We start from the raw sequence: 25,176 nt of genomic DNA, 5'->3' as shown, positions 1-25,176 counted from the left end.
ATCAGTCGTTCCCTTGCAGGTCGCTGTCCTCGGCGCGGGCCTGGCGTTCACGCTCGGCACGCATGGTCTGGCGCGCCTCGCGCCGCTCCGCCCGGATCCGGCGGCGCAGGTCCCGCCACAGCGCACGCTCGGCGGAGCGGTCGGCGCGCCGGTGCTCGCGCAGCTGGCGCCGCGCCAACCGGATGCGGCCGCGCAGCTCCTGGACCTGGGCGGACATGCTCTCGGTCCGGTCGGTGAGCCGGCGCATGGTCTCCTCGGAACGCGCGTCGCCGCCCCCCGCCTCGGCCTCGGCCTCGTACCGGGCCAGCTCGGCCCGCGCGGAGGCGATCTCGGCCTTGAGCCGGGCCTGCTCGATCACGGCGTGGCCGCCGGACTCGGCGACGTTGGCCTGGAGCTCGGCCCGCTGGGCGCGGATGTCCGCGCGCATCTGCCGGCGGATGCGCGCGACCTTGCGGCGGGCCGTGCGTCGGCCCTCGTGCCGGACGATCCTCAGGTCCTCGGCGTCGTCCTGGACCTCGTCGTTGCCCTCCAGCTGCCAGCTCCGGTAGGCCATCGCGAGCAGGAACGCGGTGATGCCGAGGGTGATGACGATGGCGGTGAGGATCATCGCCTGCGGCAGAGGGTCGGTCATCCGGTCCTCGGGCGTGAGCCAGAGCAGCGGCGGACCGCCCGCGGCGCCGCCCGCCGCCAGGATCATCAGGTTGACGCCGTTGCTCATGACGACGAAGCCGAGCAGGACGCGCGTCAGGCTGCGCTCCAGCAGGAGGACGACGCCCACCGCCACCAGGACGCCGGTGACGAGGACGAGGACGAGGCTGGGTGTGTCGTTCAAGAGGCGACCTCCTCGGCGCTTCGGCGGGCACCGGCCCGGGCGGACTCCTCGTCGGCGTGGGCGGCGTCGCGCTCGATCTGCTCGTCGACGCGGGCGCCCAGGCTGCGCAGGATGTCCAGGATCAGGCCGATCACCAGCAGGTACACGCCGATGTCGAAGACCAGCGAGGACGTGAGGTGCAGGTGGCCCATGAGCGGGATGTGCAGGTCCAGGGCCGCGCCCGACAGGATGTTGTCGCCGTAGACCGCGCCCGCCAGGGCCGTGCCGGTGGACAGGGCCAGACCGGTGCCGATCAGCGCTCCGGGCTGGACCCACGCCGTGGCGTAGAGCTCGTACCGGCCGCCCGCGAGGTAGCGGACGATGAACGCGAGCCCGGCGACGATACCGCCGGCGAAGCCGCCGCCGACCGCGGTGTGGCCGGTCAACAGCAGGTACACCGAGATCACCATGACCACGGGGAACAGGAAGCGCGAGACCGCCTCGAAGATGACCGAGCGGCGGTGGACCGGCAGTGCCTCGGCGCCGGGCAGCCAGGACCCCTTCCACCGGGGCCGGATGTGCAGCCCTTCCGGTGCCGTCCGGAGCCCGCCGAGGTCCAGTGAGGCCTGGCCGTCGGTGGGCTTGGGCGGTGTCGCGACCGACACGGCCATGGTGCCCGGGGCGGTCCGGCGGGGCTGGGCCCGGCGGCGGACGAACATCAGGCTGGCCACACCGGCCGCGGCCGCGGCCAGCACGGAGATCTCGCCCATCGTGTCCCAGGCGCGGACGTCGACGAGCAGCACCGAGATGATGTTCTTGCCGCCCGCCTCGCGCGCCAGGGCGGGGTAGCCGTCCGAGATGGACTCCGCCTGGCGCCCCGCGAGCGCGAAGTAGGTCATGCTCGCCACGAGCGCGCCGGTCGCGGCGCCCAGGAGCAGGTTCCACAGCCGGCGCCCCTTCAGCGCGGGCGTGGAGAAGTGCGCGGGCAGCCGCCGCAGCACCAGGACGAAGACCACCAGGCTGACGGTCTCGACGAGGAACTGGGTGAGCGCGAGGTCGGGCGCCCCCTGGAGGTAGAACAGCACCGCGCACCCGTAGCCGGTCATGCCGACGAGGATCACCGCGAACAGGCGGCGCCGCACGATCAGCGTGAACAGGCAGGTGAGGATGATGACCAGGGTCGGGATCAGCTGGACGGGGTGGTCCCACAGGCGGATCGGCGGGGTCTGGGCGTCCCAGAGGCGGCCGGCGAACAGCGGAATCGCGGCGGCCACCACCGTGGTCACCAGGATCGTGCCGAGGTAGACGGGCAGCGAACCGCGCTGCGTCTGGCCGGTCACCTGGAGCGCGAAGGTGTCCAGCGCGGCCAGTATCCGGCGGTAGACCCGGTCGGGCTCGACGAAGGCCAGCCGGTTGCTCAGCCAGACGACGCCGTGGCGGTAGCGGAAGAGGACCAGGCCGCCGGCCACGCACAGCGCGGACAGCAGCAGCGGGAGCTCGAAGCCGTGCCACAGGGCCAGGTGCTTGGTCTCGGTGCCCGGCGTCTGCGGCACGGTGTCGGCGTAGAGCGCGAAGAGGCGGTCCACCGCGGACGAGAGCGGGCCGCCCAGCAGGCCGAGCAGGGTCAGCAGCGCGGGGGCGGCCAGGAGCAGCGGCCCGGAGTCGTGCACCGGGGTGGCCGGCACGCCCTCCTTCACCGCGAACGCGCCCCACAGGAAGCGCAGGCTGTAGGCGACGGTGAGCGTGGAGCCCACGACCATGCCCACGAGCACGACGGTGTCGGCGGTACCGCCGTGGGTGTAGGCGCCGAAGGCCAGCTCCTTGGCGACGAATCCCGCCGTGGGCGGCAGTCCCGCCATCGACGCCAGGGCCAGGACGGCGATCCAGAAGACCGCGGGGGCGGACGTGCGCAGCCCGGAGAGCTCACGCAGGTCCCGGGTGCCGGTGCCGTGGTCGATGGCGCCGACCAGGAGGAACAGCGGCGCCTTGAACAGCGAGTGGGCCACGACCATGGCCAGCCCGGCCAGGGCGGCGGCGCGCGTGCCGGTGCCCAGGAGGGCGATGAGGAAGCCGAGCTGGCTGATGGTGCCGTAGGCCAGGAGGAGCTTGAGGTCGAACTGGCGCAGTGCCCTCCAGCCGGCGAGCACCATCGTCAGCGTGCCGAAGAACAGCGCCATGGTCTGCCAGAGGGCGGCGTCGGGGAAGGCGGGCGTCAGCCGCGCCACGAGGTAGACGCCGGCCTTGACCATCGCCGCGGCGTGCAGGTAGCCGGAGACCGGCGTGGGCGCGCGCATCGCGGCGGGCAGCCACAGGCTGAAGGGGAACAGCGCGGACTTGGACATCGCGCCGATCATCACCAGCACGAGCGCGGCGTTGACCACGGTGCCGCTCGGGGGCGCGGCGACGATCTCGGAGATGACGTAGGTGCCCGCGCTCTCGCCGAGCAGGATCATGCCGACGAGCATGGTCAGGCCGCCGAGGGTGGTGACGGTCAGGGCCGTCATGGCGGCGCGGCGGCTCTCCTTGAGCTCGGTGCTGTGCCCGATGAGCAGGTAGGAGAAGACCGTGGTCAGCTCCCAGTAGACGAAGAGCTGGATGAGGTCGTCGGCCAGCACCAGGCCGAGCATGGCCGCGGCGAAGGCCACGAACACGCCGGCGAAACGGCCGAGTCCGGGTTCGGAGTCCTCGAAGTAGCGGGCGCAGTACACCAGGATGGCCGCGCCGACCCCGGCGGCGATCAGCGTCATGACCAGGCCGAGCGCGTCCATGTGCAGGCCCAGGCGCAGGGAGAACTGGGGCGCCCACGCCACGCTCTCGGTCGGGGCGTCGCCGCCCAGGACCGCGGGGACCTGGAACAGGGCCCAGACCGTGGCCGCGCCCGGGACGACCGCGAGCGCGAGGAACGCGTTCCGGCCCCACCGGCGCACGAGTAAGGGGGCGACCGCCGCGGCGAGAGCATGCGCGATCAGCACGGTCGTCAATGTGCCCCTCCCGGACTGGTCCGGTCCCGCACCGCGGCTCGGCGCACCGGGCGCGACCAGGGTCGTCGCCGTGGGCGACGCGTACCCGCCGCGGGCGCGCCCTCGCGGGCGGACGTCCGCCGCCCCGGCACCGGCCGACCCCTGCCCGCATCCGGCGTCGTCGGGAAGGTGTGGTCTCGGTGCGTCGGGGCATGGATGATTTGCGTACTCTGGTTATTTAATAGCTAGGCTATACAACCGTCAAACCGCCGCGCGGCCTCCGGGGCCCCGGCGACCGCTCCGCATGCGAGGACCGCTTCGTGCCCGACGACCACCACGAGCCCGCCGAGGACGGCTCCGCCGCCCAACTCGAGGAGTTCCAGCGAGCCTGGACCGAACTGATCAACGCGGCGATCCACGCCCGTACGCGGAGCGGCCAGCATCGGGCCGCCGACGAGCTCACACTGACGCAATCCCTGCTCATGGAGGCGGTCCGCGGCCTGAGCGCTCCGACCGTCGGCTCCGTCGCCAAGGTCGTCGGGGTCTCGTCCCCGTCCGCTACCCGTATGATCCAGCAGCTCGAACGCAAGGGGATGATGGCGCGCCGCAGGGCGGAGCACGACGAGCGCAGCACTGTGGTGGCGATCACCGAGGAGGGTGAGAGAGTCCTCGCCGAACGGCGCCTGGAGATGGAGCGCAAACAGCGCCGGATCTTCGACGCGATCGATCCGGCGCTGCGGCCCACGGTCCTGGAGGTCCTGCACGATCTGCGCGAGGCCATGGACCAGGCGTGAGCCGTCGAACCTTTGCCAGTCGGCCTGCTCGCGCGTCCGGCTATGTGTGAGCGAGCTCGATGCCGATCGCGACCACGCCCAGGGCCTCACGCTCGGGAGGATAGATCTCCCGGATGTTGCGCAGTTGGTCTTGCTTCGACGCCGTTGGATTGACCGAGGAGACCGGTTCGTGCGCGAACATCTCGTCGAAGTCGGAGTACCGGGCGATGCGCGTGACGCGGGTGAGGACCTCCTCGTCACGGCACCTGAAGCGGAGAAGGTCGCCTTCCTTCAACCGCTTGCGCGAGGAGTCGTTGACCCTGATCTCGGTGGTCTTCTCGCCCGAGGCGATCAGGTCGAAGTACCTCTTGTAGATGCCCATCTCGTGCGCTCGGGGGCGCTGGCCGAGGTCGGCGGGTCGAGAGTTCATCAGTCGGCCCAGTCCTTTGACGGTGAAGCTTCGGAAGAAGTGCTCGGGATCGGTGGGCGGCTGTCGCGCCGGGCGGCGGCGAGGAACGCCCACCACTCGGCGTGGCCCGCGAAGGCGAGGTGCCCGAGGTCCCAGTACCGCGTGTCCCGGACGGCCGCGCCGCCGGGCAGGTCGGCGACCTCGACACACGCCGATTCATTGGCGCTGTACGAGGACTTGCGGAAGGTCAGTCGGGTGGATGGGGACACGATCGCTCCTTGTCGGTCGGGTGGCATGGCAGGGCCACCTGGATCAGAACTGGTCGGCCCCGACGGCCTGACCGATGGGGAACACATGACGGGTGGCCGCGCAGATCGTCTCCAACGCGTGGATGGGGACGTCGTCGGTGGAGATGCCGACGCGGAGAATCTGCACGACCCATTCGCCGGGGATGTCGAGCAGGTCCGCTTCATAGGGGGTGGCCGGGCGGCACGTCAGCGTCTCCGTCGCGTGTCCGAACCGGTGCCCGAGGTCTTCGATGGCGGCTTGCAACGTGGGCAGTACGAAGCCCTCGCCGTCGAGTCGGGTGTTCTCGCCCACGTCAGTGCGGAAGTAGCTGGTCGAGATGCGTACCGGGGCGTCGTTGGCCCAGAACATCTTGCGCCGGGCGATGACGTCTTGGCCGGGCTCGACTCGAAGCCCGGTGGCGACGTGCTCGCTGGCCGGTTCCTGGCCGACGAACAACATTTTGCGTTCGGGGGTGAGGCCCTGTTGCTCGGCCTCGGTCAGGTAGAGGCTCTTCGAGCCGCGCGTGGACGGCGGGGTGGGCAGAGCGCGCTGCACCAGGACTCGTGGGCGCGGTTCGGTGGGGCCGGTCGGAGCCTTGTGGTCACTGGCACCTGCCTTCTTCATCTGGCTCACACGACCGGGAGTGACGCCGAGGAATCGCGCGATGTCGTCCTGGAGCATGCCCGAGCCCTGGGCCTCGACGATGGCCCCGCGCCGGATGCGGGACAGTTCCACGCTCTGACCTTGCAGCGTTGCCATGGCGTTGGAAGCAGCTCGTGCTCTCTCCAGCGGTTCCTCGATTGCGGCGATGTCATGCAGTGTCCGTGCGTCCACAACGGTTCCTCTTGCTCGATTGCCTCGGCAGAACTTTAGCCCCCCTATTGCATCTGCCGTGGGATGGAGTTACTGTCATCACGCACGGTAGTTTAGCCCCTATAAAATCGGGTGGGGTTGGCTTTCGATCTGCCTGGCCCTTTCGGTCACATGGCAAGTGTGCCTCAGCCGGTCGCAACACCGTGCGGCGGTCGCCCGCGAGGTCAGACTTCACAGTCTGGCTCGCGGAGCGCCGGAGACCCTATGGATCTGCACTGCCGGATCACCGGCATCTACGTTGAGGAGGCGCCCTGTGCGCTACCTGCGTTCCGTGGACCTGGAGGCCGTACGCGCTGCGGCCGCGCGGTCCTTCCAGCTGACCCGGGCCCCCGAACCCACCGACCCCCTCGCGACCCGGGACCGGGCCGCCGAGCCCCCAGAATCCGTCATCGTCTCGTTCCCGGGCGGCACTGGTCCGGCTTCGCCCGAAACCGGAGCGTGGGAGCGGCGGCCGTTGGCCCCCGTCATCGCTCTGTGCGAGCACTACCGGCACCACAAGAGGCGTCGGGGACTGCGCGTCGCCGCCTTTCGAGCCTGCTCGTGTGACTGGGTCGAGCGGCCCGTGCCGCACCGGCCACGGCACGCCAAGTGCGCGACCGAACCCGCGCGACCACGTCGGCGCCGCTCCTCGCGGGTGCGGTCCTACGTTGCCCAGTCGAGTGGGGATCTGGCGCCGCTGGCGTCGGCGGTCCGGGCGTGGATATCGGTGGTGGCTTCCGGGCCGGACGGGGGTTCGGTGCTGGAGGGAGCTAGGCCGGATGTGGGGGCGGTGGCCTGATGAAGCGCACGATCTGCGACATCCGCGAACTGCCGTCGATGGCCGCGCTGCGGGCCTGGGCGCGCCGACACGACGTGAACGTCGAGTACCTGGGCTCCTCGCTGCGTGGTGAGCCGGTCTACGGGGCCCGCCGGAGGGTCGTGACCAGGGTCGCGCGGGGACGACACCAGGGTCCCGCCCGCGCGCTGTGGGCGTGGGAGTCCCCGCTGGAGCGCCTCTCGCACGGTGATCTCGGCGAGTGGGGCAACCACCTGAACCGGAAGGGGTGCAAGCCGTGAGCGCGGGCCACGGAGTGCCCGAGGACCCGTGCCCGTCCTGGTGCGAAGCCGACCACGGGATCGACGTTGAACGCATGCGGCATCTGCGTCTGGTGCGCGACCGGGGCGAGGAGGGCGTGAGTGTGTGGCTGACCCGTTCGGACAGTTGGGCGGGCAGGCGGGGCCTGGGGTTGGTGGAGGTGACCGTGTGGGGCCGCCGGGGCGGGTACACGCGCACGTCGCTGGAGCCGTCGATGGCCCGACTGCTGTCCAGCCTGGCGGACCGGTGCGGACACGCCGAACTGGCCACGGCCCTGGCCCGGGCCGCCGACCTGCTCGACGGCGCGTCCCCGATCGCGGCGACGGCACCCGCGTGAGACCGGTCGGCCCCGTCCCGGCCCCGGAGCCGGGACGGGGCCAGACCCCCGCGGCTAGTGGGGCACGCGGGCCTCGGCGGCGTGCAGGCCGGCCACGCCGACCAGGATGAGGACGAGGAAGCCGATCCGCCACGGGTCGGCGCTCTCCCCGAGGAACGTCATGCCGGCCAGGGCGACCCCGACGGCGCCCAGCCCCACCCACACGGCGTATCCCGTGCCGACCGGCAGGTCGCGCAGGGCCAGCGACAGCAGCAGGAAGCTCACCGCGGCGGCGCCCACCGCCAGCGCGCCCGGCCACGGCCGGGTGAACCCCTGCGACTCCTTCAGGGCCAGTGCCCACACGACCTCCAGCACCGCCGCGGTGACGAGCAGCAGCCAGGGCAGGGGCAGCCAGTCGGGCAGCTGCGGGGCGCTCATGCGTTGGCACCCGCGTCGACGAGGATGGCGGTCCCCGTGATCCGCCGCCCGCCCGGGCCGGCCAGGTGGGCGACGGAGGCCGCGACGTCCTCCGGGTCCGCGTAGGTGCCCAGGGCCGTCAGCGCCCGTTCGGCGTCCGCGCCTTCGGCTCCGGCCGGGTTCATCTCGGTGTCGGTCGACCCCGGGTGGACGAGGTTGACCGTGATCCCCCGGGGGCCGAGTTCCCGCGCCAGCGCGCGGTTGAGCCCGAGCAGGGCCGCCTTGCTCGTCGAGTACAGGGTGGCCCCGGGCACGGGCGCCCGCTCGCTGAGGTTGGTGCCGATGCCGATGATGCGGCCACCGTGGCCCATGTACCGGACCGCGGCCTGGGCGGCGACGAACGCGGCGCGGGCGTGGACGGCGATCGCGTGGTCGAAGTCGGCCGCGGTCACCTCCTCGAACGGCCCGAAGGGCGCGACGCCCGCGTTGTTGACGAGGATGTCGGGGCCGCCGAGGCGCTCGTGGACGGTGTCCACGGCGGCGCGGACCGCCGCGGGATCGGCGGAGTCGGCCCGCAGGGCGAGTGCGCGGACGCCGAGCGCGCGGGCGCGGTCGACGACCTCCTGTGCCCGGTCCCCGGACCGGGCGAAGGTCAGCGCCACGTCGGCGCCGTCCGCGGCGAGGCGGTGGACGACGGCGGCGCCGATGCCCCTGCTGCCGCCGGTGACGAGGGCGGTTCTCCCCTTCAGAGGCGCGGCCTCGGGGGTGGATACGGACATGTGTACTCCCTGCGTGATCGGGTCCGGGACGGACCGGCGTGGGCGCGACGGGGTGGATCGGGCCGGGTGTGCGGGCGCGGTCGCGTCCGTGGTGGAGAGACTAAGTGGAATTAATTCCGTTTACAAGGGCGAGCGGGAGCCGGTGACTATACTCGCCGCGAGTGCGCAGGCCACCGCGCGCAGGAACGACGGCACGGGGGAGTGGTGCAGCCGTGAGCGATCCCGGCCCGGAACGCCCGGGGCGCCCGGTCCTGCCCATGGCCGGAGCCGCTCGACCCGAACGCGCCGACGCCGCGCGCAACCGCCGTGCCCTCCTGGCCGCCGCCCGCGAGATCCTGGCCGAGCGGGGCGCCGGGGCGATCACCCTGGAGGCGGTGGCCGCACGCGCCGGAACGGGCGTGGGCACCGCCTACCGCCGCTTCGGCGACCTGGCCGGACTCACCCACGCGATGGTCGACGCCCAGGAGCACGAGTTCCAGCGCGGCTTCCTCAGCGGGCCGCCGCCGCTCGGACCCGGCGCGCCGCCCCTCGACCGGCTGCACGCCTTCGCCGACGCCTTCCTCGACCGTCTGGAGGAGCAGGCCGAACTCCTGGCGGTGGCGGAGACCGACTCGCCCCAGGCCCGGTACCGCAGCGGTGCCTACGCGGCGCACCACGCGCACCTGATGTCCCTGGTCGCCGACCTGCGCCCGGACACGGACGCCGTCTACCTCGCCGACGTCCTCCTCGCTCCACTGGAGGCCGCGCTCCACGTGCACCAGCGCCGCGACCGCGGGCTGAGCGAACGGCGGGTCCGGACCGGGGTGCACGCTGTGGTCGACGGCCTCATGGCCGTCTGAGGGCGGATCCGCCCGCGCGCCCCGGCCGGACGGAGGAGGATCCGTCCCGGCGGGGTCGTCCCGTGGGCCGATGCCGGTCCCCTCGCCACGTCCGTAGTCTCACCGGGCGAAGGGGCGCACGGCCCCCGAGGGGAGACCATCATGACCTGGCCGGAAGCCGTCCTCGTCGGCGCCGCCGCCGTCCTCGCGCCCGTGGTCCTGATACCGGAGCGGCACCGCGCGAGGGCCGCGCTCGCCGCCGGGGCCGTGGCCCTGGCAGCCGCGACCGCGACCGCGGCCGCGGTGGTCGGCGGTCCGCGGTGGCAGTGGATCCCCGTCGCCGCCGGGGTGGCCCTGGCCCTCGCGCCCGTGCTGTGGCGGACCCGGCGGCGCGGGCGGGCGGAGGGACCGCGCCGGGGAGCGCGTGCCCTGGAGCTCACCGCGGCGGCGTCCGCCCTGGGCCTGGTCGCGGCCGGAGGGCTGGCGATGTGGGCGCTGCCGACGGTGCACTTCCCGGAACCGACGGGCGGGTACGCGGTCGGCACCACCACGGTCCAGTGGGAGGACCGCGAGCGCGACGAGACGTGGACGTCGGACCCCGGCGACCACAGGACGGTGGTGGCGCAGCTCTGGTACCCGGCCGAACCGGGGACCGGCACCGGGAGCGCGCCCTACCTCGGCCGGACGGCGGGCGAGGCACGCGTCGTCACGGACGGGATCGCCACGAGTTTCGGCCTGCCCGTTTTCCTGCTCTCGGACGCCGCTCGGGCCCGCACACACGCGGCGGCCGACGCGGAGCCCGCCCACAGCACGGAGCCGTTCCCCGTCGTGGTGTTCTCCCCGGGACTGGGCGGGGTCCGCGGCCAGAACACCGCGTGGGCGCAGGAGCTGGCGAGCCACGGCTACGTCGTCGCGGCGCTGGACCACCCCTACGACTCGGCGGCCGTGGTCCTCGACGACGGGACCGTGCTGCGCGGGCGCCTGAGCGTGCCGGACGGGCCCGAGGAGGAGGACCGGCTGGTGACGGAGTGGACGTCGGTCCGGGCCGGGGACATGCGCCTGGCCCTGACCCGGCTCCTGGACGCCGGCGCCGAACCCGGCGGGCCGTTCGCCGGCCGCCTGGACCCCGATCGGGCCGTCGCGGCGGGGCACTCCCTCGGCGGCGCCGCGGCCGTCCACGCCGCCGCCGGTGACCACCGGTTCGGCGCGGTCATCGACATCGACGGCTTCCCGCACGGCGTCGACGAGCTGACCTTCCCCCAGCCGCTGCTGGTGCTCGTCGCGGGCGCGGGGACGGGGAACGCGGACAACGATGCCCGCTACGCCGGTGCCGTGCGCGCGGCGCTGACGGCCGGCGGCGGGCCGGGCTGCGCGGTCACCGTCGACGGGGCCGCGCACCTGAGTTTCACCGACGCTCCCCTGTACCTGCCCCCGGTGCCCTCGATCATCGGTTCGGCCGGCCGGACGCGGCCGCTGACCACCACCGCGGACGCCTCGCTGGCCTTCCTCGACGCGGCCCTGCGCGATCCCGCGGCCGACCCGAACGCGGCCCTCGCCCCCTTCGGATCGACCGAGTGCTCCCCCTGACCGGAGGGGGTCTGCCATGGGCAGATCTGCCCCGGGCCGAAACCGTGGAAGTCGCGGGGTGCGCCCCCGCAGGGTGGAACCACCGGTCGGGCGGACGAGCGCTCCGCCCACGGGACCGGGAGAGGAGAGTTCCATGGGCATCCACGCAGGGATCATGGCCGCCGAGGAGGGGACGGGCGGCAGGTTCGACGACCTGCTCGCCACGCGCCTGCTGCGCAGCCGCGTCGTACTGCTGGGCACGCAGGTGGACGAGGAGAGCGCGAACCGGGTGTGCGCGCAGATCCTGCTGCTGGCCGACGAGGACCCGCGCCGCGACATCACGCTGGCCGTCAACAGCCCCGGCGGCTCCGTGCACGCGGGCATGGCCGTCTACGACACGATGCACTTCGTGCCCAACGACGTGTCCACCCTGGTCATGGGCTTCGCCGCGAGCATGGGCCAGTTCCTGGCCTGTGCGGGCGCACCGGGCAAGCGGTACAGCCTGCCGCACGCGCGGATCATGATGCACCAGCCCTCGGGCGGGCTCGGCGGGACGGCGGCCGACATCGCCATCCAGGCGGAGAACCTGGCCTACACCAAGCGGACGATGGTGCGCCTGATCGCCGAGCACACCGGGCAGACGGAGGAGACCATCACCGCCGATCAGCACCGCGACGCCTGGTTCACGGCCGAGGAGGCCAGGGAGTACGGCTTCGTCGACCACGTGGTGGCGTCGGCGTCGCAGTTGGACGGCAGCGGGCTGCGCCTGGGCGGACCCAACCCCGGGTTCGCCACGCGCGCGACGGGAGGGGACCGATGAGCAGCTACACCGTGCCGATGGTGGTCGAGCGCACGCCGCACGGCGAGCGGTCCTTCGACGTGTTCAGCCGACTGCTGTCGGAGCGCATCATCTTCCTGGGCACCCCCATCGACGACGACGTCGCCAACGTGGTCATGGCGCAGATGCTGCACCTGGACTACGACAGCGCCGAGACCGACATCCAGCTCTACATCAACTCGCCCGGCGGCTCGAACACCGCGCTCACCGCCATCTACGACACCATGCGGTTCGTGCGCGCCGACGTGGCCACGGTGTGCATGGGCCAGGCGGCCTCCGCGGCGGCCGTGCTGCTCGCCGCGGGCACGCCCGGCAAGCGGATGGCGCTGGAGCACGCCCGCGTGCTGCTGCACCAGCCCTCCGCGCAGACCCAGGGGCACGCCGCGGACTTGGAGATCGAGGCGTCGGAGGTCCTGCGGATCCGATCACAGGTGGAGGAGATCCTGTCCCGGCACACGGGCCAGACCCAGGAGCGGCTGCGGGCCGACACCGACCGGGACCTGATCCTCACCGCGCAGCAGGCCAAGGACTACGGGCTGGTGGACGGGATCGTCACCATCCGGGAGCCCGGGGCGGTCGCCGAAGCCGCGGCCTGACGGAGGCTCGCACGCGGCCCGATGGCGGCCTGACCGTCCGGCCACGTGCACGAGTCGCATGGGACCGGGGCCGGACGACAGGTCCTCGCGTGCTCACTCAGAGCATGGGGTCGCTACTATGAGTGATCATATGTTCACTTGCACGAGGAGCGACCACATGAGGAAAGCACTGACGACGGCCCTGCTCGCACTGGGTGTCATGGGAATCGCGGCGCCGGCGCACGCCGCCGACGACGACTCTGGATTCGGCGGAGGGGTGAACTCGGCCAACAACTGGAACTTCACCGCCGAGGATGTGTGCCTGCAGGAACTGGCGGTGGTCCCGCTCCTGGGCGAATGGGTGGGCGACCACGTGAACAACTGTTCCAACGGCAACGTCATCGACTCCGGCGGCCGGTAGGACGCGGTCGTCTCCCTCACCGCCGCGTGACGGTGAGGGAGACGACCGGTGGTCGCCACCGGTGGCGGCGGGCGGTCGCGGTCAGGCCGCCAGGGACATGACCCGGGCCTGGTGTCGGGCGGGCGCGGGAACCTGGGCGCCCGCGCGCCGGAAGTCGCCCGCGCCGGTGCCGGTCCTGGACAGGCCGATCAGGGCGGTGCGCTGGTAGAGCTCGGCGAGGACGTCGGTCAGGCTCAGCCCCAGGGAGCGGTAGACCGCGGCGAGGACCTCCGAGGAGGCCTCCTTGCGGCCGCGCTCGATCTCCGACAGGTACGGCAGCGACACCTGGGCGTCCTCCGCCACCTCGCGCAGTGTGCGCCCCTGCTCGTTGCGGGTGCGGCGCAGCAGGTCGCCGATGAGGTCGCGCATGAGCGGGTCCTCGCGCTCCTCGGCGCGCGCGCCGCGTCGGGCTTCGTCCAGGGACCGCAGGACGCTGTCGGTCATCGGTGGCCTCCCGGCGCGTGGGCACTGGTCCGTCTTCGAGCCTACGCCGGGCGCCCGGGCCGGCGGGAGTGGGCGGCGGCGCTTCTGCGGACGGCAGAACGGGTCCGCGGGCGGCCGGACGCGCCCCCGCGGGCGGTGCGGCCTCAGCCGTCGGCCGCGGGATCCTTGAGCAGCCCGGCCTGTGTGTAGACCGCGCGCAGGAAGCGCTCCGCCTCGGCCGCGTCCAGCGGCCGGGGCTGGAGGACGCGGTAGACGACGGCGCCCACCATCATGTCGACCAGGACCTCCAGGTCGGTGCCGGCGGGCAGGTCGCCGGCGTCGCGGGCGCGCTCCAGCAGGGCCATGCTCACGCGCCGGCGCGGCTCGATGTGGTGGTCCCAGTACGCACGCATGATCCGGGGGTGGGTCTGGGTGGACCCCAGCGTCTGGGCCAACAGCGCCCGGAAACCCGGCCGGGCGAGGGTCTCGGCCGCACCCGGCAGCACCCGCTCGATCAGGTCCGGCAGGGAGGTGGCGGCCAGGGTCGCGGAATCGGGGTCGGGGATGTCCGCGCGGGCGGACTCGATCGCCTGGGCGATCAGCTCCTCCTTGGTCGACCAGCGGCGGTAGACCGTCAGCCGCCCCACTCCGGCGCGCGCGGCGATCGCCTGCATGCTGGCGGCGCCCGCACCGCCCTCGGTGAACAACTCCAGGGCCGCGGTGAGGATGGCCTCGTCCGCCTCGGTCGACCGGGGGCGCCCGCGTCCCCGGGGCCGCTCCGGCTCCGCGCTCATCGGGACCGCCCGTCGCGCAGGGCGCCCTCCAGCGCCGCACGGGGCGAGTCGCCGGGGCGACCGCGCCAGGCCAGGTGCGCGTCGGGCCGGATCAGCAGCATGTCGCGGAGTCCCTCCTCGGTCGGGGCCAGCGTCGTGACGCGGTCGCCGAGCAGTTCCCGGACGGTGTCGGCCGTCGTGGGACCGTGCTCGGCGGCGAGCAGTACCCAGTGTGCCCCGAGTTCGGCGTGCAGCCGCGTGCGCGAGCCGTCCTCGCGCAGGCACGCGAGATCCGGAACGCGGTCGCCCGGCTGGGGGACCCGTGACGGCAGCGGGCGGCGCCGGGCGCCGAGGGGGCCGCGCCGGTAGGAGACGCCCAGCTGGGAGGCGGCGCGAGTGGCCCAGCGCTGCACACTGGGCAGGTTGATCACTCGGAGCATGACGTGTTCGCGGACGAACCGCACGACCGGCCCCTCGCCCAGCTGGAGCCGGGAGTTGGCCGTGGTGACGCGCAGGACGTCCTCGGCCAGGGGACGCCGCTCGCCGCGGTAGGTGTCCAGCAGGGCTGCTCGCGCCCGGCCCTCCAGGACCAGCGCCAGTTTCCACCCCAGGTTCTCCGCGTCGCCGATGCCGGTGAGCATGCCCTGACCGCCCATGGGGGAGTGGATGTGGGCGGCGTCGCCCGCGAGCAGGACGCGGCCGTGGCGGTAGTCGTCGACGAGCCGGCGGTGGATGCGGAACACCGACGTCCACACGGTGTCCAGCACCCGGGCGTCCGGCTTGCCCGACCGCAGGGGCAGCAGGCGGCGCAGTTCGGCGAGGACGGCGTCGTCGTCGCGGCCGTGCTCGTCCATGCCGGGCGCGTAGGCCATGAGGCGCCAGACCAGCCCGTCGCCGGAGCCGTGCGCGGAACCGGCCTCCTCGCGCATGGGCAGCGCGCCCAGGATGCCGTCGCGGTGCAGCCAGCCGTAGGAGCCCGTGGGTGCGAGGTCCCAGTCCATGTGCACGTCGGCGAGCAGCCAGGTGTCCTTGACGGGGGCGCCCGGGAAGTCGGCGCCCACGAGCTTGCGCGTGGTGGAGTGGGCGCCGTCGCAGCCGACCGCCCAGCGGGCCCGGACGGTCCGGTCGCCGTCGAGGGACGCGGTGACCCCGTCCTCGTCCTGGTCGAGCCCGGTCAGGCCGGTGGACCACTCGACACCGCCGCCGAGCTCGGCCAGGCGTTCGCGCAGCGCGCGTTCGATCCGGGACTGGGGCAGCAGCAGGGCGGGCGCGGCGGTGCGCAGGCCCGTGTCTCCGAACCGGACCACGGAGACGGGGACGCCCGCGGCGTGGACCGTGATGGTCATCGCGGAGATCGCGTCCTCGGGCAGGTCGCCGAGCGCGCCCAGCCGGTCCATGACCTCGGAACCGCGCGCGTGCAGGAAGTTGGCCCGCGAGCTGGTCGCGGGTCCGTCGGCCCGGTCCACGACGCGCACGCCCACGCCTTGGGCGAGCAGGGAGCAGGCCAGGGTCAGGCCGGTGGGCCCGGCGCCGACGACCAGGACGTCGGTGGTGTCCATAGCGCCTCATTTAATTAACGGTGCAGAGCTGTAAACAAATATAGGCGAGGCGGTCCCGATCCGCCAGAGGGGGACGTCCCGGTGGCGTCGCGGGGGCGCCGGTGGAGGGCGAAAGGCGCGAACGTCCCAATTCATCGCAAAAGCTGTGCGCGTGGAGGTCGGGCGCCGTGTCCCGCGCGTCCGGACCGGGAACGACGCAGAGGCGTCTACCAGGGGAGGAACCTGTGGAGATCACCGGAATCATCAGCGCGCTCATCGTCGGCCTCATCGTCGGCGCGCTCGGCCGACTCGTCATCCCCGGCAAGCAGCACCTGCCGATCTGGCTCACCCTGTTGCTCGGCATCGTCGCGGCCGTCCTGGGCGGTTGGATCGCCGCGTTGATCTGGGACGCCTTCCTGTTCGTGCTCCTCGTGCAGGTCCTCGTGGCGGCGGGGATCATCTACCTCGCCGACGGGATGTACGCGAAGAACGCCAGGGGGACCGCCTGACCGTCCGACCGCACGGCCCCGCTCCCTTGCCCCGGCCCGCCGACCTTCGGCGGGCCGGAGCGAGCGGTCGGCCACGCCTCAGGGCAGGCGCACGGTCCGACCGGTGTTCGCCGACTCCTCGGCCGCCGCCAGGATCCGCACGACGTCCCGGCCGAACGCGATGTCGCACGGGTCGCCCACCGTGCCGTCCACCTGGGCGAGCAGGCGGTCGACGGCGTCGCCGAACGCCGTCACCGCCGTACGGTCGCCGTCCGGAGCCGTCACCCAGCCGCGCTCGCCGTGCAGGGCGACCTCGAACACGCGCGCGTCCTCCGCGGCGTCCAGGGTCAGCGCGAAGGAGCCCACCGGGCCGCCCCGGTGCCGCGTCAGCACGTGCGCGGTGTCGCGCGGGCCGACCATCGCCGTCACCTCCTCGACGGGGCCGAGGACGGGCAGCACGACCGACAGCGCGTGCGGGCCGATGTCCCACAGCCCGCCCTTCTCGCGCCGCCAGGGCGAGGCGCCGAAGGGGTTGCCGGGCTGGAAGATCGACGCGAACATCGTCACCCTGGCGCCGTCCCAGCCGCCCGACTCCACCGCGTCGCGGACGAAGCCGTCCACGCTGTCGGAGAAACGGTTGGTGAAGAAGACCATCGAGGCGAGCCCGCGTCGCTCGCACTCGGCGGCGATGTCGTCGGCGACCCTGGGCGAGAGCGCCACGGGCTTGTCCAGCAGAAGGTGGCGGCCGGCCCTCGCCGCGCGTAGCGCCAGGTTGCCCTGGATGTGCGGCGGCAGCGCGACGGCGACCGCGTCGACGTCGGCGATGAGCGCCTCCGCGTCGTCGTAGGCGCGGGTCCCGTAGCGCTCGGCGAGCGCGGCCGCCTTGGCGGGGTCGCGCCCCCACACGCCCGCGAGTTCGGCGCCGGGGTGGGCGGCCAGCGCCGCCCCCTGCGTCTCCGCCGCCCAGTAGCCGGTCCCCAGTAGTCCGAACCTCAGGCCCATGGCCCGTCTCCCCTCGTCGTCACACGTGCGGTGCCATTGTCCATGGGAACGCTCCCACGCAGTCGGGCGGGGCGGACGGCCCGGAGTGGGCGGCCTGGAGCGGACGGGTGCCCATTGAGAGCGATCCCCAGTCCCACAGGGCCTGGAGGACCGGGCCGAGTCGGCGCCCGCGCGGGGTGAGCGCGTAGCGCACGCGGGGCGGCCAGCCGGGGCGGCGGTCCCGTTCGGCCACACCCACCTCGACGAGGTGCGCGAGCCGGTCGGACAGCACCTTGTCCGACAGCCGGGGCAGGGCCTCCGCGAGTTCGCTGTAGGAGCGGTCGCCGCGCAGCAGCTCGCGCACCACCAGCGTCGTCCAGCGGCCCTGGAGGACCGCCAGGGTGATCTCCACGGGGCAGTCGGGCGCGGGCTCCCGGACGGCCGCGCGCGGGTCGTCGGGCAGGCCGGCCCGGTGGCCGACCGTTGGGTGAGTCACGAGGGCGCCTCCTAGCGTGGTGGACACGTCCATGATCGCGAACCGGAAGGATGCCCGTCACCCATGAGAGCACTGGCCGATCGACCCGAAGACGTCCCCGCGGTGTTCGCCGAGCGGTTCAACAGCGGCGACCCCGCCGCGCTGGCCGAGGTCTACGAGGACGGGGCCGTGCTCGTCCTGGACCCGGCGGCCCCGCTGACCGGCGCGGACGCCCACGCAGCCAACCACCGGTTGCAGGGCCTCGGCGTTCCGATCGAGGTCCGGCCGCGGCACGTCCACAGCAGCGGCGACCTGGCGCTGCTGACCGTGGACTGGACCATCGAGGGCACCGACCGCGAGGGCCGGGCGGTGCACATCGAGGGCACCGCGACCGACGTCGCCCGGCGGGGCCCGGACGGCCGCTGGCGGTACGTCATCGACAGCCCCTTCGGTACCGGGGTCGCGGGGCACCCGGGCGGATGAACCGATCGCGTCCGCGTACAGTCACATCCGGTGATCCCGCCCCCGACCCCCGACCGGAGGAACCCCGATGCGACCCGACGCGGAGCCCCGCCAGCCGCAGAGCTCCCCCACGCCCGCGCCGCCCGCGCCGCCCGCGTCCCACGCCCCCACGGCGCCGCGCAGGCGCGGCACCGGCCGCAAGGTCCTGGTCGGCGTCGGTGCCGCCGTCCTGGTGCTCGGCTCCGCCACGGCGGGACTGGCCGGCGGGGTGCTCCACGGGGGCGCGTCCCTCCAGCCGCTCGACGGCGAAGGCGCCGCCCCGGACACGGCGGAGGCACGGTCCGAGGCGGCCCCCGCGGAGGACCCCGGGGAGCGGGTCGAGTTCCGCGGGATGTCGGTCCTGCTCCCCGAGGGCTGGGCGGCCGAGACCGTCACCGACTCGTTCGGAGCCGGTGCCGCCCCGGAGGAGGGGCGGGTCTCCGAGGACTGGACGGCCCTCTACCCGGAGGGCCAGGAGGCGTGCGAGGCACAGGAGTGGAGCTGGACGGACACCAGCACCGGGTGCCGCCACCTGAAGCTCCTCGGCCCGGGCGGCATCGCCCACGGCGGGGCCGGATGGGCGGCCGTCACGATGGAGCCCGGACCCGGCAGCACCTACACCGCCTCCGGCAACGCGCAGCCCTGCCCCGAGGGCGAACCCACCTTCACCGAAGCCGACCCGGAACGGCCGGCCGCCGATCAGGGGACCGTCGAGGAGAGCAAGGTGGGCGGCGAACCCGCCTCCTTCCTCGTGGCCTCCCTCACCTGCGTCGACGAGGCGACTGCGACCTTCACGAGCGTCGAGCAGCGGCTCTGGCTGGTCCCGGGCGCCGAGATCCTCGTGGTCGACAACTACCGGTTCGAGGAGACCGAGGCCCTGCTGGCCTCCGCCCAGTGGTGACCGTCCGCCCCGGCGCCCTCGGCGCAGCCGTCGGAGGCTCCGCTACGCCGCGGGAAGCTCCACGGTGGCGCGGAGCCCGCCGGCGGGGCGCGGGACGAGGGTGAGGGTCCCGTCGTGGGCCCGGGCGACGGAGTCGACGATGGCCAGCCCCAGGCCGACGCCCGCGTCGTCGCCGCGCACGCGCTCGGTGCCGCGCTGGAAGGGTTCGGTGAGGGTCGGGACCACCCGCGGGGCGAGCCGCTCGCCGGTGTTCTCGACGGTGAGCACCACGGTCCCGGGGCCGGCACCGGTACGGACCCACACGCCGCCGCCCTCCGCCAGGTTGTGCACGATCGCGTTCTGCACGAGGTTCGTGGCCAGGAGCAGCAGGAGCGTGGCGGACCCGTACGCCGGGGCGACGTCGCCGTCGGCTTCCAGGGTCACGCCGCGCGCCTCCGCGAGGGGCAGGAGCGTCTCGACGGCCTCCTCCGCCACGAGGGACAGATCGACGTGCTCCCGGGTGAAGGAGCGCCGGTCGGCGCGGCCGAGCACGAGCAGCGCCTCGGTGAGGGAGATCGCCCGTGCGTTGACGGTGTGGAGGCGGTCGACGAGTTCGTCCGGGTCGTGGTCGGGGTCGGTGCGGGCCACGTCGAGCAGCGCCTGGGAGATCGCCAGCGGCGTGCGCAGCTCGTGCGAGGCGTTGGCCGCGAACCTGCGTTGTTCGGCGACGTGCGCTTCGATCCGCGCGAGCATCATGTCGAAGGTGTCGGCGAGCTCGCGGAACTCGTCCCCGCGCCCCGGCAGCCGGATCCGGTGGGAGAGCGATCCGGTCGAGGCACGGCGAGCGGCGTCGGTGATCCGGTCCAGGGGAGCGAGCATGCGGCCGGCGAGGATCCACCCTCCGGCCAGGCCGAAGACCAGCAGGAACGCCAGTACCGCGGCCGTCGCCGGGATGTAGGAGCGCAGGATGATGGCCTGGATGGGCGTGAAGTCGCCGGGGCGGCTGGAGACGACCTGCAGGTCGCGCAGGACGAACACCCACACGGCGGCGACCAGCAGCAGGCCCGCGCCCATGAGGAATCCTGCGTAGCTGAGGGTGAGTTTGAGGCGGACGCTCAGTCCGGGGGGCCTACCCACGGTCCGCTCCCTCCGACCGGTGCGTCCCGGTCTCGACACCGGCCCCGGTGCCGCTGTCGGTACCCGTGCCGGACCCCGTGTCGATGCGGTAGCCGACGCCGGGCTCCGTGGCGATGACCCAGGGCTCGCCGAGGCGTTTGCGCAGTCCCGAGACGGTGATGCGCACGGCGTTGGTGAACGGGTCGGCGTTCTCGTCCCACGCGCGCTCCAGAAGCTCTTCGGCGCCGACCACGCCGCCCTCCGCGGTGACGAGGACTTCGAGCACGGCGAACTGCTTGCGGGTGAGCGCGACGTAGCGGCCGTCGCGGTACACCTCGCGGCGGAACGGGTCCAGGCGCAGGCCCGCGATCTCCAGGACGGGCGGCCTGGTGCGGGCGCGCCTGCGGTCGAGCGCTCGCAGGCGCAGCACGAGTTCGCGGAGCTCGAACGGCTTCGTGAGGTAGTCGTCGGCGCCGAGCCCGAACCCGGAGGCCTTGTCGTCGAGGCGGTCGGCGGCGGTGAGCATCAGGATCGGCGTGCCGCTGCCCGAGGCGACGATGTGCCGGGCGATCTCGTCACCGGACGGGCCGGGCACGTCGCGGTCCAGGACGGCGATGTCGTAACTGTTGGTGCCCAGCAGTTCCAGGGCGGTGTCGCCGTCGCCCGCGACGTCCGCCGCGATCGCCGCCAGGCGCAGGGCGTCACGGATGGCGTCCGCCATGTAGGGCTCGTCCTCGACGACCAAGACACGCATGTGCCAAGGCTACGAGCCGGTGCCTATCGTCGGCGTATGCGGAACGCCATACGCTCCGACAACACCGCCCCGCGTTGACTGGCGCCATGACTCCAACCCTGCGACCGGAACGAACGACGCCCGGATGGGGCCGCCGGCCCGACCGCGCCGACCTCGTGCTCGCGGCGGCGGCGCTGCTCCTCGGGCTGCTCATGGCGCTGCACGCGTGGATCCCGAACCGGATCGGGGGCCTGGGGAGCCTGGTCGAGACCTTCCTGCCGTGGTTCGGCCTGCTCGTCCCGGTCCTGCTGGCCGGTGCGCTGTGGCGCCGCTCGGGGTCCGCGGCGGCCGCGCTGCTGGTGCCCGCCGTGGTGTGGCTCGGCCTGTTCGGCGGGCAGCTCGCGGACACGTCCGGGACGGACGGCGGCCTCACCGTCGTCAGCCACAACGTCGGCGCCGGCAACCCCGACCCGGCCGGTACCGCCCGCGACCTCGCGGCCTCCGGTGCGGACGTGCTGGCCCTCCAGGAGGTGGCCGCGGACGCCAGGGGCACGTACGAGAGGGAGCTGGCGCAGGCGTATCCCCACCACACGATCGTGGGCACGGTCGGGCTGTGGAGCCGGACACCGCTGAGCGACGCCCGGCCGGTCGACACCCGGATGGACGTCGGGCCGCTGGGGGAGGCCAAGCCGGCCGAGGCGACCAGGGGGTACAACCGGGCGCTGCGCGCCACGGTGGCCACGGACGAGGGGCCGCTGGCGGTGTACGTGGCGCACCTGGGCTCCGTACGGGTGCTGCCCAGGGGCGGTTTCCGGACGGACGACCGGGACCGCGGCGCCCAGGCACTCGCCGAGGCCGTCGCCGCCGAACCCCATGAGCGGGTGGTGCTGCTCGGTGACCTGAACGGCGCCATGGACGACCGCGCGTTCGACGCCCTCACCGCCCACCTGACCCCCGTGCAGGACAGGGCCGGCGGCGGTTTCGGCTTCACCTGGCCGGCCGGGTTTCCGGTGGTACGGCTCGACCAGATCCTGGTCAGGGGCGTCGAGGTGGACGACTCATGGGTGCTGCCGGCCACCGGCAGCGACCACCGGCCCGTGGCGGCGGGCCTCGGCTGACGGCCACCGCGGCGGGCCGGGGCCGCGGTGGGGCCGACGGCGGAGCCAGCCGGGTCAGCGCACCCGGCGCGCACCCTCCGCGGGCACCGCCGTGAACCCCGCGGGCTCGGCGAAGCCCCGCTCGCGGTAGGCGGCGCGCACCGCCGCCAGGCACGACTCCTGCGCACCGTCCGCGACCAGCGCGATCACGCACCCGCCGAACCCGCCGCCCGTCATCCGCGCGCCGTGCGCGCCCGCCGCCAGCAGCGCGTCCACGGCGGTGTCGACCTCTGGGACGGTGATCTCGTAGTCGTCGCGCATCGAGGCGTGCGACGCGGTGAACAGGGCACCGGCCCGGCGGACGTCCCCGGCGCGCAGGAGGCCGACCGTCTCCAGCACCCGCGCGTTCTCGGTCACCACGTGGCGCACCCGGTGGCGGGACACGTCGTCGGGCAGCGCGTCCAGGGCCGCCGCCAACCCCTCGGCCGTGACGTCGCGCAGCGCCGGGACGCCCAGTACCCGCGCGGCCTCCTCGCACGAGCGCCGCCGCTCGGCGTAGGCGCCGTCCACGTGCCGGTGCGGCGCCCGGGTGTCCACCACGAGCAGCGCGAGCCCCCGGGCCGCGAGGTCGAAGGGCACCTGCTCGGTCTCCAGGGAGCGGGTGTCCATGAACAGGGCGTGCCCGGCCGTGGCCAGCATGGACGCCGACTGGTCCATGATCCCGCACGGCATGCCCACGAACCCGTTCTCCGCCCGCTGCGCCAGCGCGGCCACCCGGGCGGGCGCGGGGTCGGCGCCGTGCGTGTGCGCGGCGGCCAGCACGGTGGCGCAGGTCAGCGCGGCCGACGACGACAGCCCCGTCCCGCTCGGGATCGTGCTGTCCACCATCAGGTCCAGGCCGTCGATCCGCACGCCCGCCCCGGCCAGGGCCCACAGGGCGCCGGTGGGGTAGGCCGCCCACCCGGGGACCGACTCCGGAACGAGGTCGGCCACCCGCGCCGAGAACTCCTCGCCCGACTGCCGCGAGCGCAGACGTACGACCCCGTCCGCGCGCCGCGCGCCGGCCGCGGCCAGTGCGTGCGGCAGGGCGATCGGCAGCACGAACCCGTCGTTGTAGTCGGTGTGCTCGCCGATGAGGTTGATCCGCCCGGGCGCGATCCACACTCCCTCCGGCTCGCGGCCGTAGGCGTCGCGGAAGGCGTCCGCGCAGGCGCTCGCCGACGGCGCCGCCGTCACTCCGGTCGTCGCGGTCACGGTCCCACCTCTCTGAGCCGCTGGGCGGCCGCCTCCGGGGTGACGTCGTTGATGAACACGCCCATGCCCGACTCCGTGCCCGCCAGGTACTTGAGCTTCCCGGGAGCGCGGCGCACGGAGAACACCTCCAGGCGCAGGGCCCCGGCGTCGCGGCGCGCACGGACCGGGGCCTGGTGCCAGGCGGCGATGTAGGGGAGCGGAGCGTCGTACAGGGCGTCCAAGCGGCGCAGCACGTCGAGGTACAGGTCCGCGAAGTCGCCGCGCTCGGCCTCCGTCAGCGCGGGCAGGTCCGGCACCCGCCGGTGCGGGTACAGGTGCACCTCCACCGGCCAGCGCGCGGCTGCCGGCACGAAGGCGGTCCAGTGCTCGCTCTGGGCGACGACCCGGACCTTGGCCTCCTGCTCGGCGCGCAGGACGTCGGCGAACAGGTCGCCGCCGGTGCGGCGGCGGTACTCCTCGGCGGAGTCGAGCGTGCGCTCCGTCCGGGGCGTCACGAACGGGAAGGCGTAGATCTGCCCGTGCGGGTGGTGCAGGGTCACGCCGATCTCCGGCCCGCGGTTCTCGAAGCAGAACACCTGCTCCACGCCCGGCAGCGCGGACAGGGCGCGCGTGCGGTCCACCCACGCGGCCATGATCGTGCGCACCCGCCGAGGGGACAGGTCGACGAAGGACGCGTCGTGGTCGGAGCCGAAGACCAGCACCTCGCAGCGGCCCTCGCCCACGCGGCGGGACGGTTCCAGCTCACCGACCGGTTCCAGCGCGCGGCCGTCGTCGGGCACCAGCGAGGGGAAGCGGTTCTCGAAGGCGACCACGTCGTAGGAGGGCGCCGGGACCTCGGTCCGCCGTCCGTCGACGGACGGGCACAGGGGGCAGTCGTCCGTGGGCGGCAGGTGGGTGCGGCCCTGGCGGTGCGAGGCGACGACCACCCACTCGCGCAGCAGCGGGTCGAAGCGCATCTCCGATCCCGTGGCGGTCGGGGGGAGGTCGCGGGGGTCGGGGGTCGGACGCCGGACGGCGTCGCCCTCGTCGAAGTAGATGATCTCGCGACCGTCAGCGAGCCGTTCGGCGGTCCGTCTCATGTCTCTTCCCGGTGGACGTCGGCGACGACGAGCCGGCCGACGTGTTCGGACAGGGTGGTCCGGGCTTCCTCGTCGATCCCGGCGTCGGTGACGAGCACGTCGCAGCGGTCCAGCGGCGCGATCGTGCTCATGCCGACGGTGCCCCACTTGGTGTGGTCGGCGGCGACTACGAGCGAGGCGGAGGCGTCGACGAGGGCCTGGTCGGTCTCGGCCTCCATGAGGTTGGGAGTGGTGAAGCCCGCGCGGACCTGCATCCCGTGCACGCCCAGGACGAGCACGTCCAGGTTGAGTCCGCGCACGGCGGTGAGGGCGACGGGGCCGACCAGGGCGTCCGAGGGCGTGCGGAAGCCGCCGGTGAGCGCGACGGTCTGGTCGGGGCGCGCGGACTGGTAGAACACCTCGGCCACGCGCAGGGAGTTGGTGACGACCGTCAGGCCGGGCACGTAGGTGAGGTAGCGGGCGACCGTGGCGGTGGTGGTCCCCGCCGACAGGCCCACGGCGCTGTGCGGTTCGACCAGGTCGGCGACGGCCCGGGCGATGGCGTGCTTCTCGTTCTCCTGGCGGGTCGACTTGGCCTCGAACCCGGGCTCCTCGGTGCGGGCGCCCTCCGCGGCGACGGCCCCGCCGTGCACCTTGCGGACGGCACCGCGCCCGGCCAGCGCGTCCAGGTCGCGCCGGACGGTCATGTCCGACACGTCGAGGCTCTCGACGAGCTCGGTGACGCGCACCCCGCCGGTCCGCCTGATCTGTTCGAGGATCAGCGCTTGGCGCTGCGCGGCCAGCATGGGGCCTCCCCACCGGACGGTGAACGAAAATGTTTGAACATGTTCGGATACTGACGCAGGCTCCGGTCCGATGTCAACGATTCGCGGTCACGGTG

At 73.6% G+C, this 25,176-nt stretch carries 29 protein-coding genes; 12 read left to right on the top strand and 17 right to left on the bottom strand.

Annotation, left to right across the window (positions count from 1 at the left end; genetic code table 11):
• Nucleotide 1 precedes the first annotated feature (1 nt).
• A complete protein-coding gene (locus HNR10_RS12690) occupies nt 2–832 on the bottom strand; it encodes a Na(+)/H(+) antiporter subunit C (protein ID WP_179823391.1) in 831 nt (276 codons plus the stop codon).
• Nucleotides 829–3,783, bottom strand: a complete 2,955-nt coding sequence (locus HNR10_RS12685) for a Na+/H+ antiporter subunit A (protein WP_179823389.1) — start codon at nt 3,781–3,783, stop codon at nt 829–831. The genes HNR10_RS12690 and HNR10_RS12685 overlap by 4 nt, the downstream gene beginning before the upstream one ends.
• Nucleotides 3,784–4,091: 308 nt before the next feature.
• Between HNR10_RS12685 and HNR10_RS12680 the strand changes: the two genes are divergently transcribed.
• The gene (locus HNR10_RS12680) at nt 4,092–4,565 is read left to right on the top strand and encodes a MarR family winged helix-turn-helix transcriptional regulator (RefSeq protein WP_179823387.1); all 474 of its coding nucleotides are present in this window, start codon (nt 4,092–4,094) and stop codon (nt 4,563–4,565) included.
• Nucleotides 4,566–4,605: 40 nt separating this feature from the next.
• On the opposite strand, the gene HNR10_RS12675 is transcribed toward HNR10_RS12680, so the two are convergent.
• From HNR10_RS12675 to HNR10_RS12665, 3 genes are read right to left on the bottom strand one after another with little or no spacing between them, the layout of a single operon-like run.
• The gene (locus tag HNR10_RS12675; protein ID WP_179823386.1) at nt 4,606–4,974 is read right to left on the bottom strand and encodes an ASCH domain-containing protein; all 369 of its coding nucleotides are present in this window, start codon (nt 4,972–4,974) and stop codon (nt 4,606–4,608) included.
• Complete coding sequence (locus HNR10_RS12670) at nt 4,974–5,222, bottom strand: DUF397 domain-containing protein (protein ID WP_376769751.1); 249 nt, start codon at nt 5,220–5,222, stop codon at nt 4,974–4,976. The genes HNR10_RS12675 and HNR10_RS12670 overlap by 1 nt, the downstream gene beginning before the upstream one ends.
• A gap of 43 nt (nt 5,223–5,265) precedes the next feature.
• Nucleotides 5,266–6,075 (bottom strand): UTRA domain-containing protein, encoded by an 810-nt coding sequence (locus HNR10_RS12665; RefSeq protein ID WP_179823382.1) that lies wholly within the window; start codon nt 6,073–6,075, stop codon nt 5,266–5,268.
• 816 nt (nt 6,076–6,891) lie between these two features.
• On the opposite strand from HNR10_RS12665, the gene HNR10_RS12660 reads away from it, so the two are divergent.
• The gene (locus HNR10_RS12660; protein ID WP_179823379.1) at nt 6,892–7,170 is read left to right on the top strand and encodes a hypothetical protein; all 279 of its coding nucleotides are present in this window, start codon (nt 6,892–6,894) and stop codon (nt 7,168–7,170) included.
• A 74-nt stretch (nt 7,171–7,244) separates the two neighbouring features.
• Nucleotides 7,245–7,526 carry a hypothetical protein gene (locus HNR10_RS12655; RefSeq protein WP_179823377.1) on the top strand — a complete coding sequence of 94 codons (282 nt, stop codon included), beginning with the start codon at nt 7,245–7,247 and terminating at the stop codon, nt 7,524–7,526.
• A gap of 54 nt (nt 7,527–7,580) precedes the next feature.
• On the opposite strand, the gene HNR10_RS12650 is transcribed toward HNR10_RS12655, so the two are convergent.
• Entirely contained in the window at nt 7,581–7,943 is a 363-nt protein-coding gene (locus HNR10_RS12650) for a DMT family transporter (protein ID WP_312889233.1), read from the bottom strand.
• Nucleotides 7,940–8,701 carry an SDR family NAD(P)-dependent oxidoreductase gene (locus HNR10_RS12645; RefSeq protein ID WP_179823375.1) on the bottom strand — a complete coding sequence of 254 codons (762 nt, stop codon included), beginning with the start codon at nt 8,699–8,701 and terminating at the stop codon, nt 7,940–7,942. The genes HNR10_RS12650 and HNR10_RS12645 overlap by 4 nt, the downstream gene beginning before the upstream one ends.
• 212 nt (nt 8,702–8,913) lie before the next feature.
• Here HNR10_RS12645 and HNR10_RS12640 point away from each other — a divergent pair, with 212 nt between their 5' ends.
• The 5 genes from HNR10_RS12640 to HNR10_RS12620 all read left to right on the top strand — a co-directional run bounded on the left by HNR10_RS12640 (nt 8,914) and on the right by HNR10_RS12620 (nt 12,919).
• Nucleotides 8,914–9,540 (top strand): TetR/AcrR family transcriptional regulator, encoded by a 627-nt coding sequence (locus HNR10_RS12640; RefSeq protein WP_312889232.1) that lies wholly within the window; start codon nt 8,914–8,916, stop codon nt 9,538–9,540.
• A 141-nt stretch (nt 9,541–9,681) separates the two neighbouring features.
• Complete coding sequence (locus tag HNR10_RS12635) at nt 9,682–11,106, top strand: alpha/beta hydrolase family protein (protein ID WP_246406197.1); 1,425 nt, start codon at nt 9,682–9,684, stop codon at nt 11,104–11,106.
• Between the two features lie 133 nt (nt 11,107–11,239).
• A complete protein-coding gene (locus tag HNR10_RS12630; RefSeq protein WP_281390128.1) occupies nt 11,240–11,905 on the top strand; it encodes a ClpP family protease in 666 nt (221 codons plus the stop codon).
• Nucleotides 11,902–12,519 carry an ATP-dependent Clp protease proteolytic subunit gene (locus HNR10_RS12625; RefSeq protein WP_179823373.1) on the top strand — a complete coding sequence of 206 codons (618 nt, stop codon included), beginning with the start codon at nt 11,902–11,904 and terminating at the stop codon, nt 12,517–12,519. Before HNR10_RS12630 ends, HNR10_RS12625 begins: the two co-directional genes overlap by 4 nt.
• A 157-nt stretch (nt 12,520–12,676) precedes the next feature.
• The gene (locus tag HNR10_RS12620) at nt 12,677–12,919 is read left to right on the top strand and encodes a hypothetical protein (protein ID WP_179823371.1); all 243 of its coding nucleotides are present in this window, start codon (nt 12,677–12,679) and stop codon (nt 12,917–12,919) included.
• Nucleotides 12,920–13,000: 81 nt separating this feature from the next.
• Here HNR10_RS12620 and HNR10_RS12615 read toward each other — a convergent pair whose 3' ends face one another.
• From HNR10_RS12615 to HNR10_RS12605, 3 genes are all read right to left on the bottom strand, one after another.
• The gene (locus tag HNR10_RS12615; RefSeq protein ID WP_179823369.1) at nt 13,001–13,402 is read right to left on the bottom strand and encodes a helix-turn-helix domain-containing protein; all 402 of its coding nucleotides are present in this window, start codon (nt 13,400–13,402) and stop codon (nt 13,001–13,003) included.
• 143 nt (nt 13,403–13,545) lie between these two features.
• The gene (locus HNR10_RS12610) at nt 13,546–14,175 is read right to left on the bottom strand and encodes a TetR/AcrR family transcriptional regulator (RefSeq protein WP_179823367.1); all 630 of its coding nucleotides are present in this window, start codon (nt 14,173–14,175) and stop codon (nt 13,546–13,548) included.
• Nucleotides 14,172–15,713: an FAD-dependent monooxygenase gene (locus HNR10_RS12605; RefSeq protein ID WP_179823365.1), complete on the bottom strand. Its 1,542-nt coding sequence runs from the start codon at nt 15,711–15,713 to the stop codon at nt 14,172–14,174. Before HNR10_RS12605 ends, HNR10_RS12610 begins: the two co-directional genes overlap by 4 nt.
• 224 nt (nt 15,714–15,937) lie before the next feature.
• On the opposite strand from HNR10_RS12605, the gene HNR10_RS12600 reads away from it, so the two are divergent.
• Nucleotides 15,938–16,201 carry a GlsB/YeaQ/YmgE family stress response membrane protein gene (locus tag HNR10_RS12600; RefSeq protein WP_179823363.1) on the top strand — a complete coding sequence of 88 codons (264 nt, stop codon included), beginning with the start codon at nt 15,938–15,940 and terminating at the stop codon, nt 16,199–16,201.
• A gap of 78 nt (nt 16,202–16,279) precedes the next feature.
• Here HNR10_RS12600 and HNR10_RS12595 read toward each other — a convergent pair whose 3' ends face one another.
• Together HNR10_RS12595 and HNR10_RS12590 are read right to left on the bottom strand one after the other, a co-directional pair.
• A complete protein-coding gene (locus HNR10_RS12595; RefSeq protein WP_179823361.1) occupies nt 16,280–17,182 on the bottom strand; it encodes a Gfo/Idh/MocA family protein in 903 nt (300 codons plus the stop codon).
• Between the two features lie 19 nt (nt 17,183–17,201).
• On the bottom strand, nt 17,202–17,657 hold the full coding sequence (locus HNR10_RS12590) for a winged helix-turn-helix transcriptional regulator (RefSeq protein ID WP_312889231.1): 456 nt from the start codon (nt 17,655–17,657) through the stop codon (nt 17,202–17,204).
• 63 nt (nt 17,658–17,720) lie between these two features.
• On the opposite strand from HNR10_RS12590, the gene HNR10_RS12585 reads away from it, so the two are divergent.
• Complete coding sequence (locus HNR10_RS12585) at nt 17,721–18,119, top strand: YybH family protein (RefSeq protein ID WP_179823356.1); 399 nt, start codon at nt 17,721–17,723, stop codon at nt 18,117–18,119.
• 67 nt (nt 18,120–18,186) lie between these two features.
• A complete protein-coding gene (locus tag HNR10_RS12580) occupies nt 18,187–19,038 on the top strand; it encodes a hypothetical protein (protein WP_179823354.1) in 852 nt (283 codons plus the stop codon).
• A 42-nt stretch (nt 19,039–19,080) separates the two neighbouring features.
• Here the strand turns inward: HNR10_RS12580 and HNR10_RS12575 are convergent, their stop codons facing one another.
• Together HNR10_RS12575 and HNR10_RS12570 are read right to left on the bottom strand one after the other, a co-directional pair.
• Complete coding sequence (locus tag HNR10_RS12575; RefSeq protein ID WP_179823353.1) at nt 19,081–20,154, bottom strand: sensor histidine kinase; 1,074 nt, start codon at nt 20,152–20,154, stop codon at nt 19,081–19,083.
• Entirely contained in the window at nt 20,147–20,887 is a 741-nt protein-coding gene (locus tag HNR10_RS12570; RefSeq protein ID WP_179823350.1) for a response regulator transcription factor, read from the bottom strand. The genes HNR10_RS12575 and HNR10_RS12570 overlap by 8 nt, the downstream gene beginning before the upstream one ends.
• 86 nt (nt 20,888–20,973) lie before the next feature.
• Here HNR10_RS12570 and HNR10_RS12565 point away from each other — a divergent pair, with 86 nt between their 5' ends.
• Nucleotides 20,974–21,984 (top strand): endonuclease/exonuclease/phosphatase family protein, encoded by a 1,011-nt coding sequence (locus tag HNR10_RS12565; RefSeq protein ID WP_179823348.1) that lies wholly within the window; start codon nt 20,974–20,976, stop codon nt 21,982–21,984.
• A 54-nt stretch (nt 21,985–22,038) separates the two neighbouring features.
• Here HNR10_RS12565 and galK read toward each other — a convergent pair whose 3' ends face one another.
• The 3 genes from galK to HNR10_RS12550 are packed head-to-tail and all read right to left on the bottom strand — an operon-like array spanning nt 22,039 to nt 25,081.
• Complete coding sequence (gene galK, locus HNR10_RS12560; protein WP_312889230.1) at nt 22,039–23,217, bottom strand: galactokinase; 1,179 nt, start codon at nt 23,215–23,217, stop codon at nt 22,039–22,041.
• Nucleotides 23,214–24,296: a galactose-1-phosphate uridylyltransferase gene (galT, locus tag HNR10_RS12555; protein WP_179823345.1), complete on the bottom strand. Its 1,083-nt coding sequence runs from the start codon at nt 24,294–24,296 to the stop codon at nt 23,214–23,216. Before galT ends, galK begins: the two co-directional genes overlap by 4 nt.
• On the bottom strand, nt 24,293–25,081 hold the full coding sequence (locus tag HNR10_RS12550; protein WP_179823343.1) for a DeoR/GlpR family DNA-binding transcription regulator: 789 nt from the start codon (nt 25,079–25,081) through the stop codon (nt 24,293–24,295). Before HNR10_RS12550 ends, galT begins: the two co-directional genes overlap by 4 nt.
• Between the last annotated feature and the right edge of the window lie 95 nt (nt 25,082–25,176).

Origin of the sequence: Nocardiopsis aegyptia, from assembly GCF_013410755.1 — a bacterium.
Lineage (GTDB): Bacteria > Actinomycetota > Actinomycetes > Streptosporangiales > Streptosporangiaceae > Nocardiopsis > Nocardiopsis aegyptia.
This window is presented reverse-complemented; position numbering and strand designations above follow the sequence as displayed.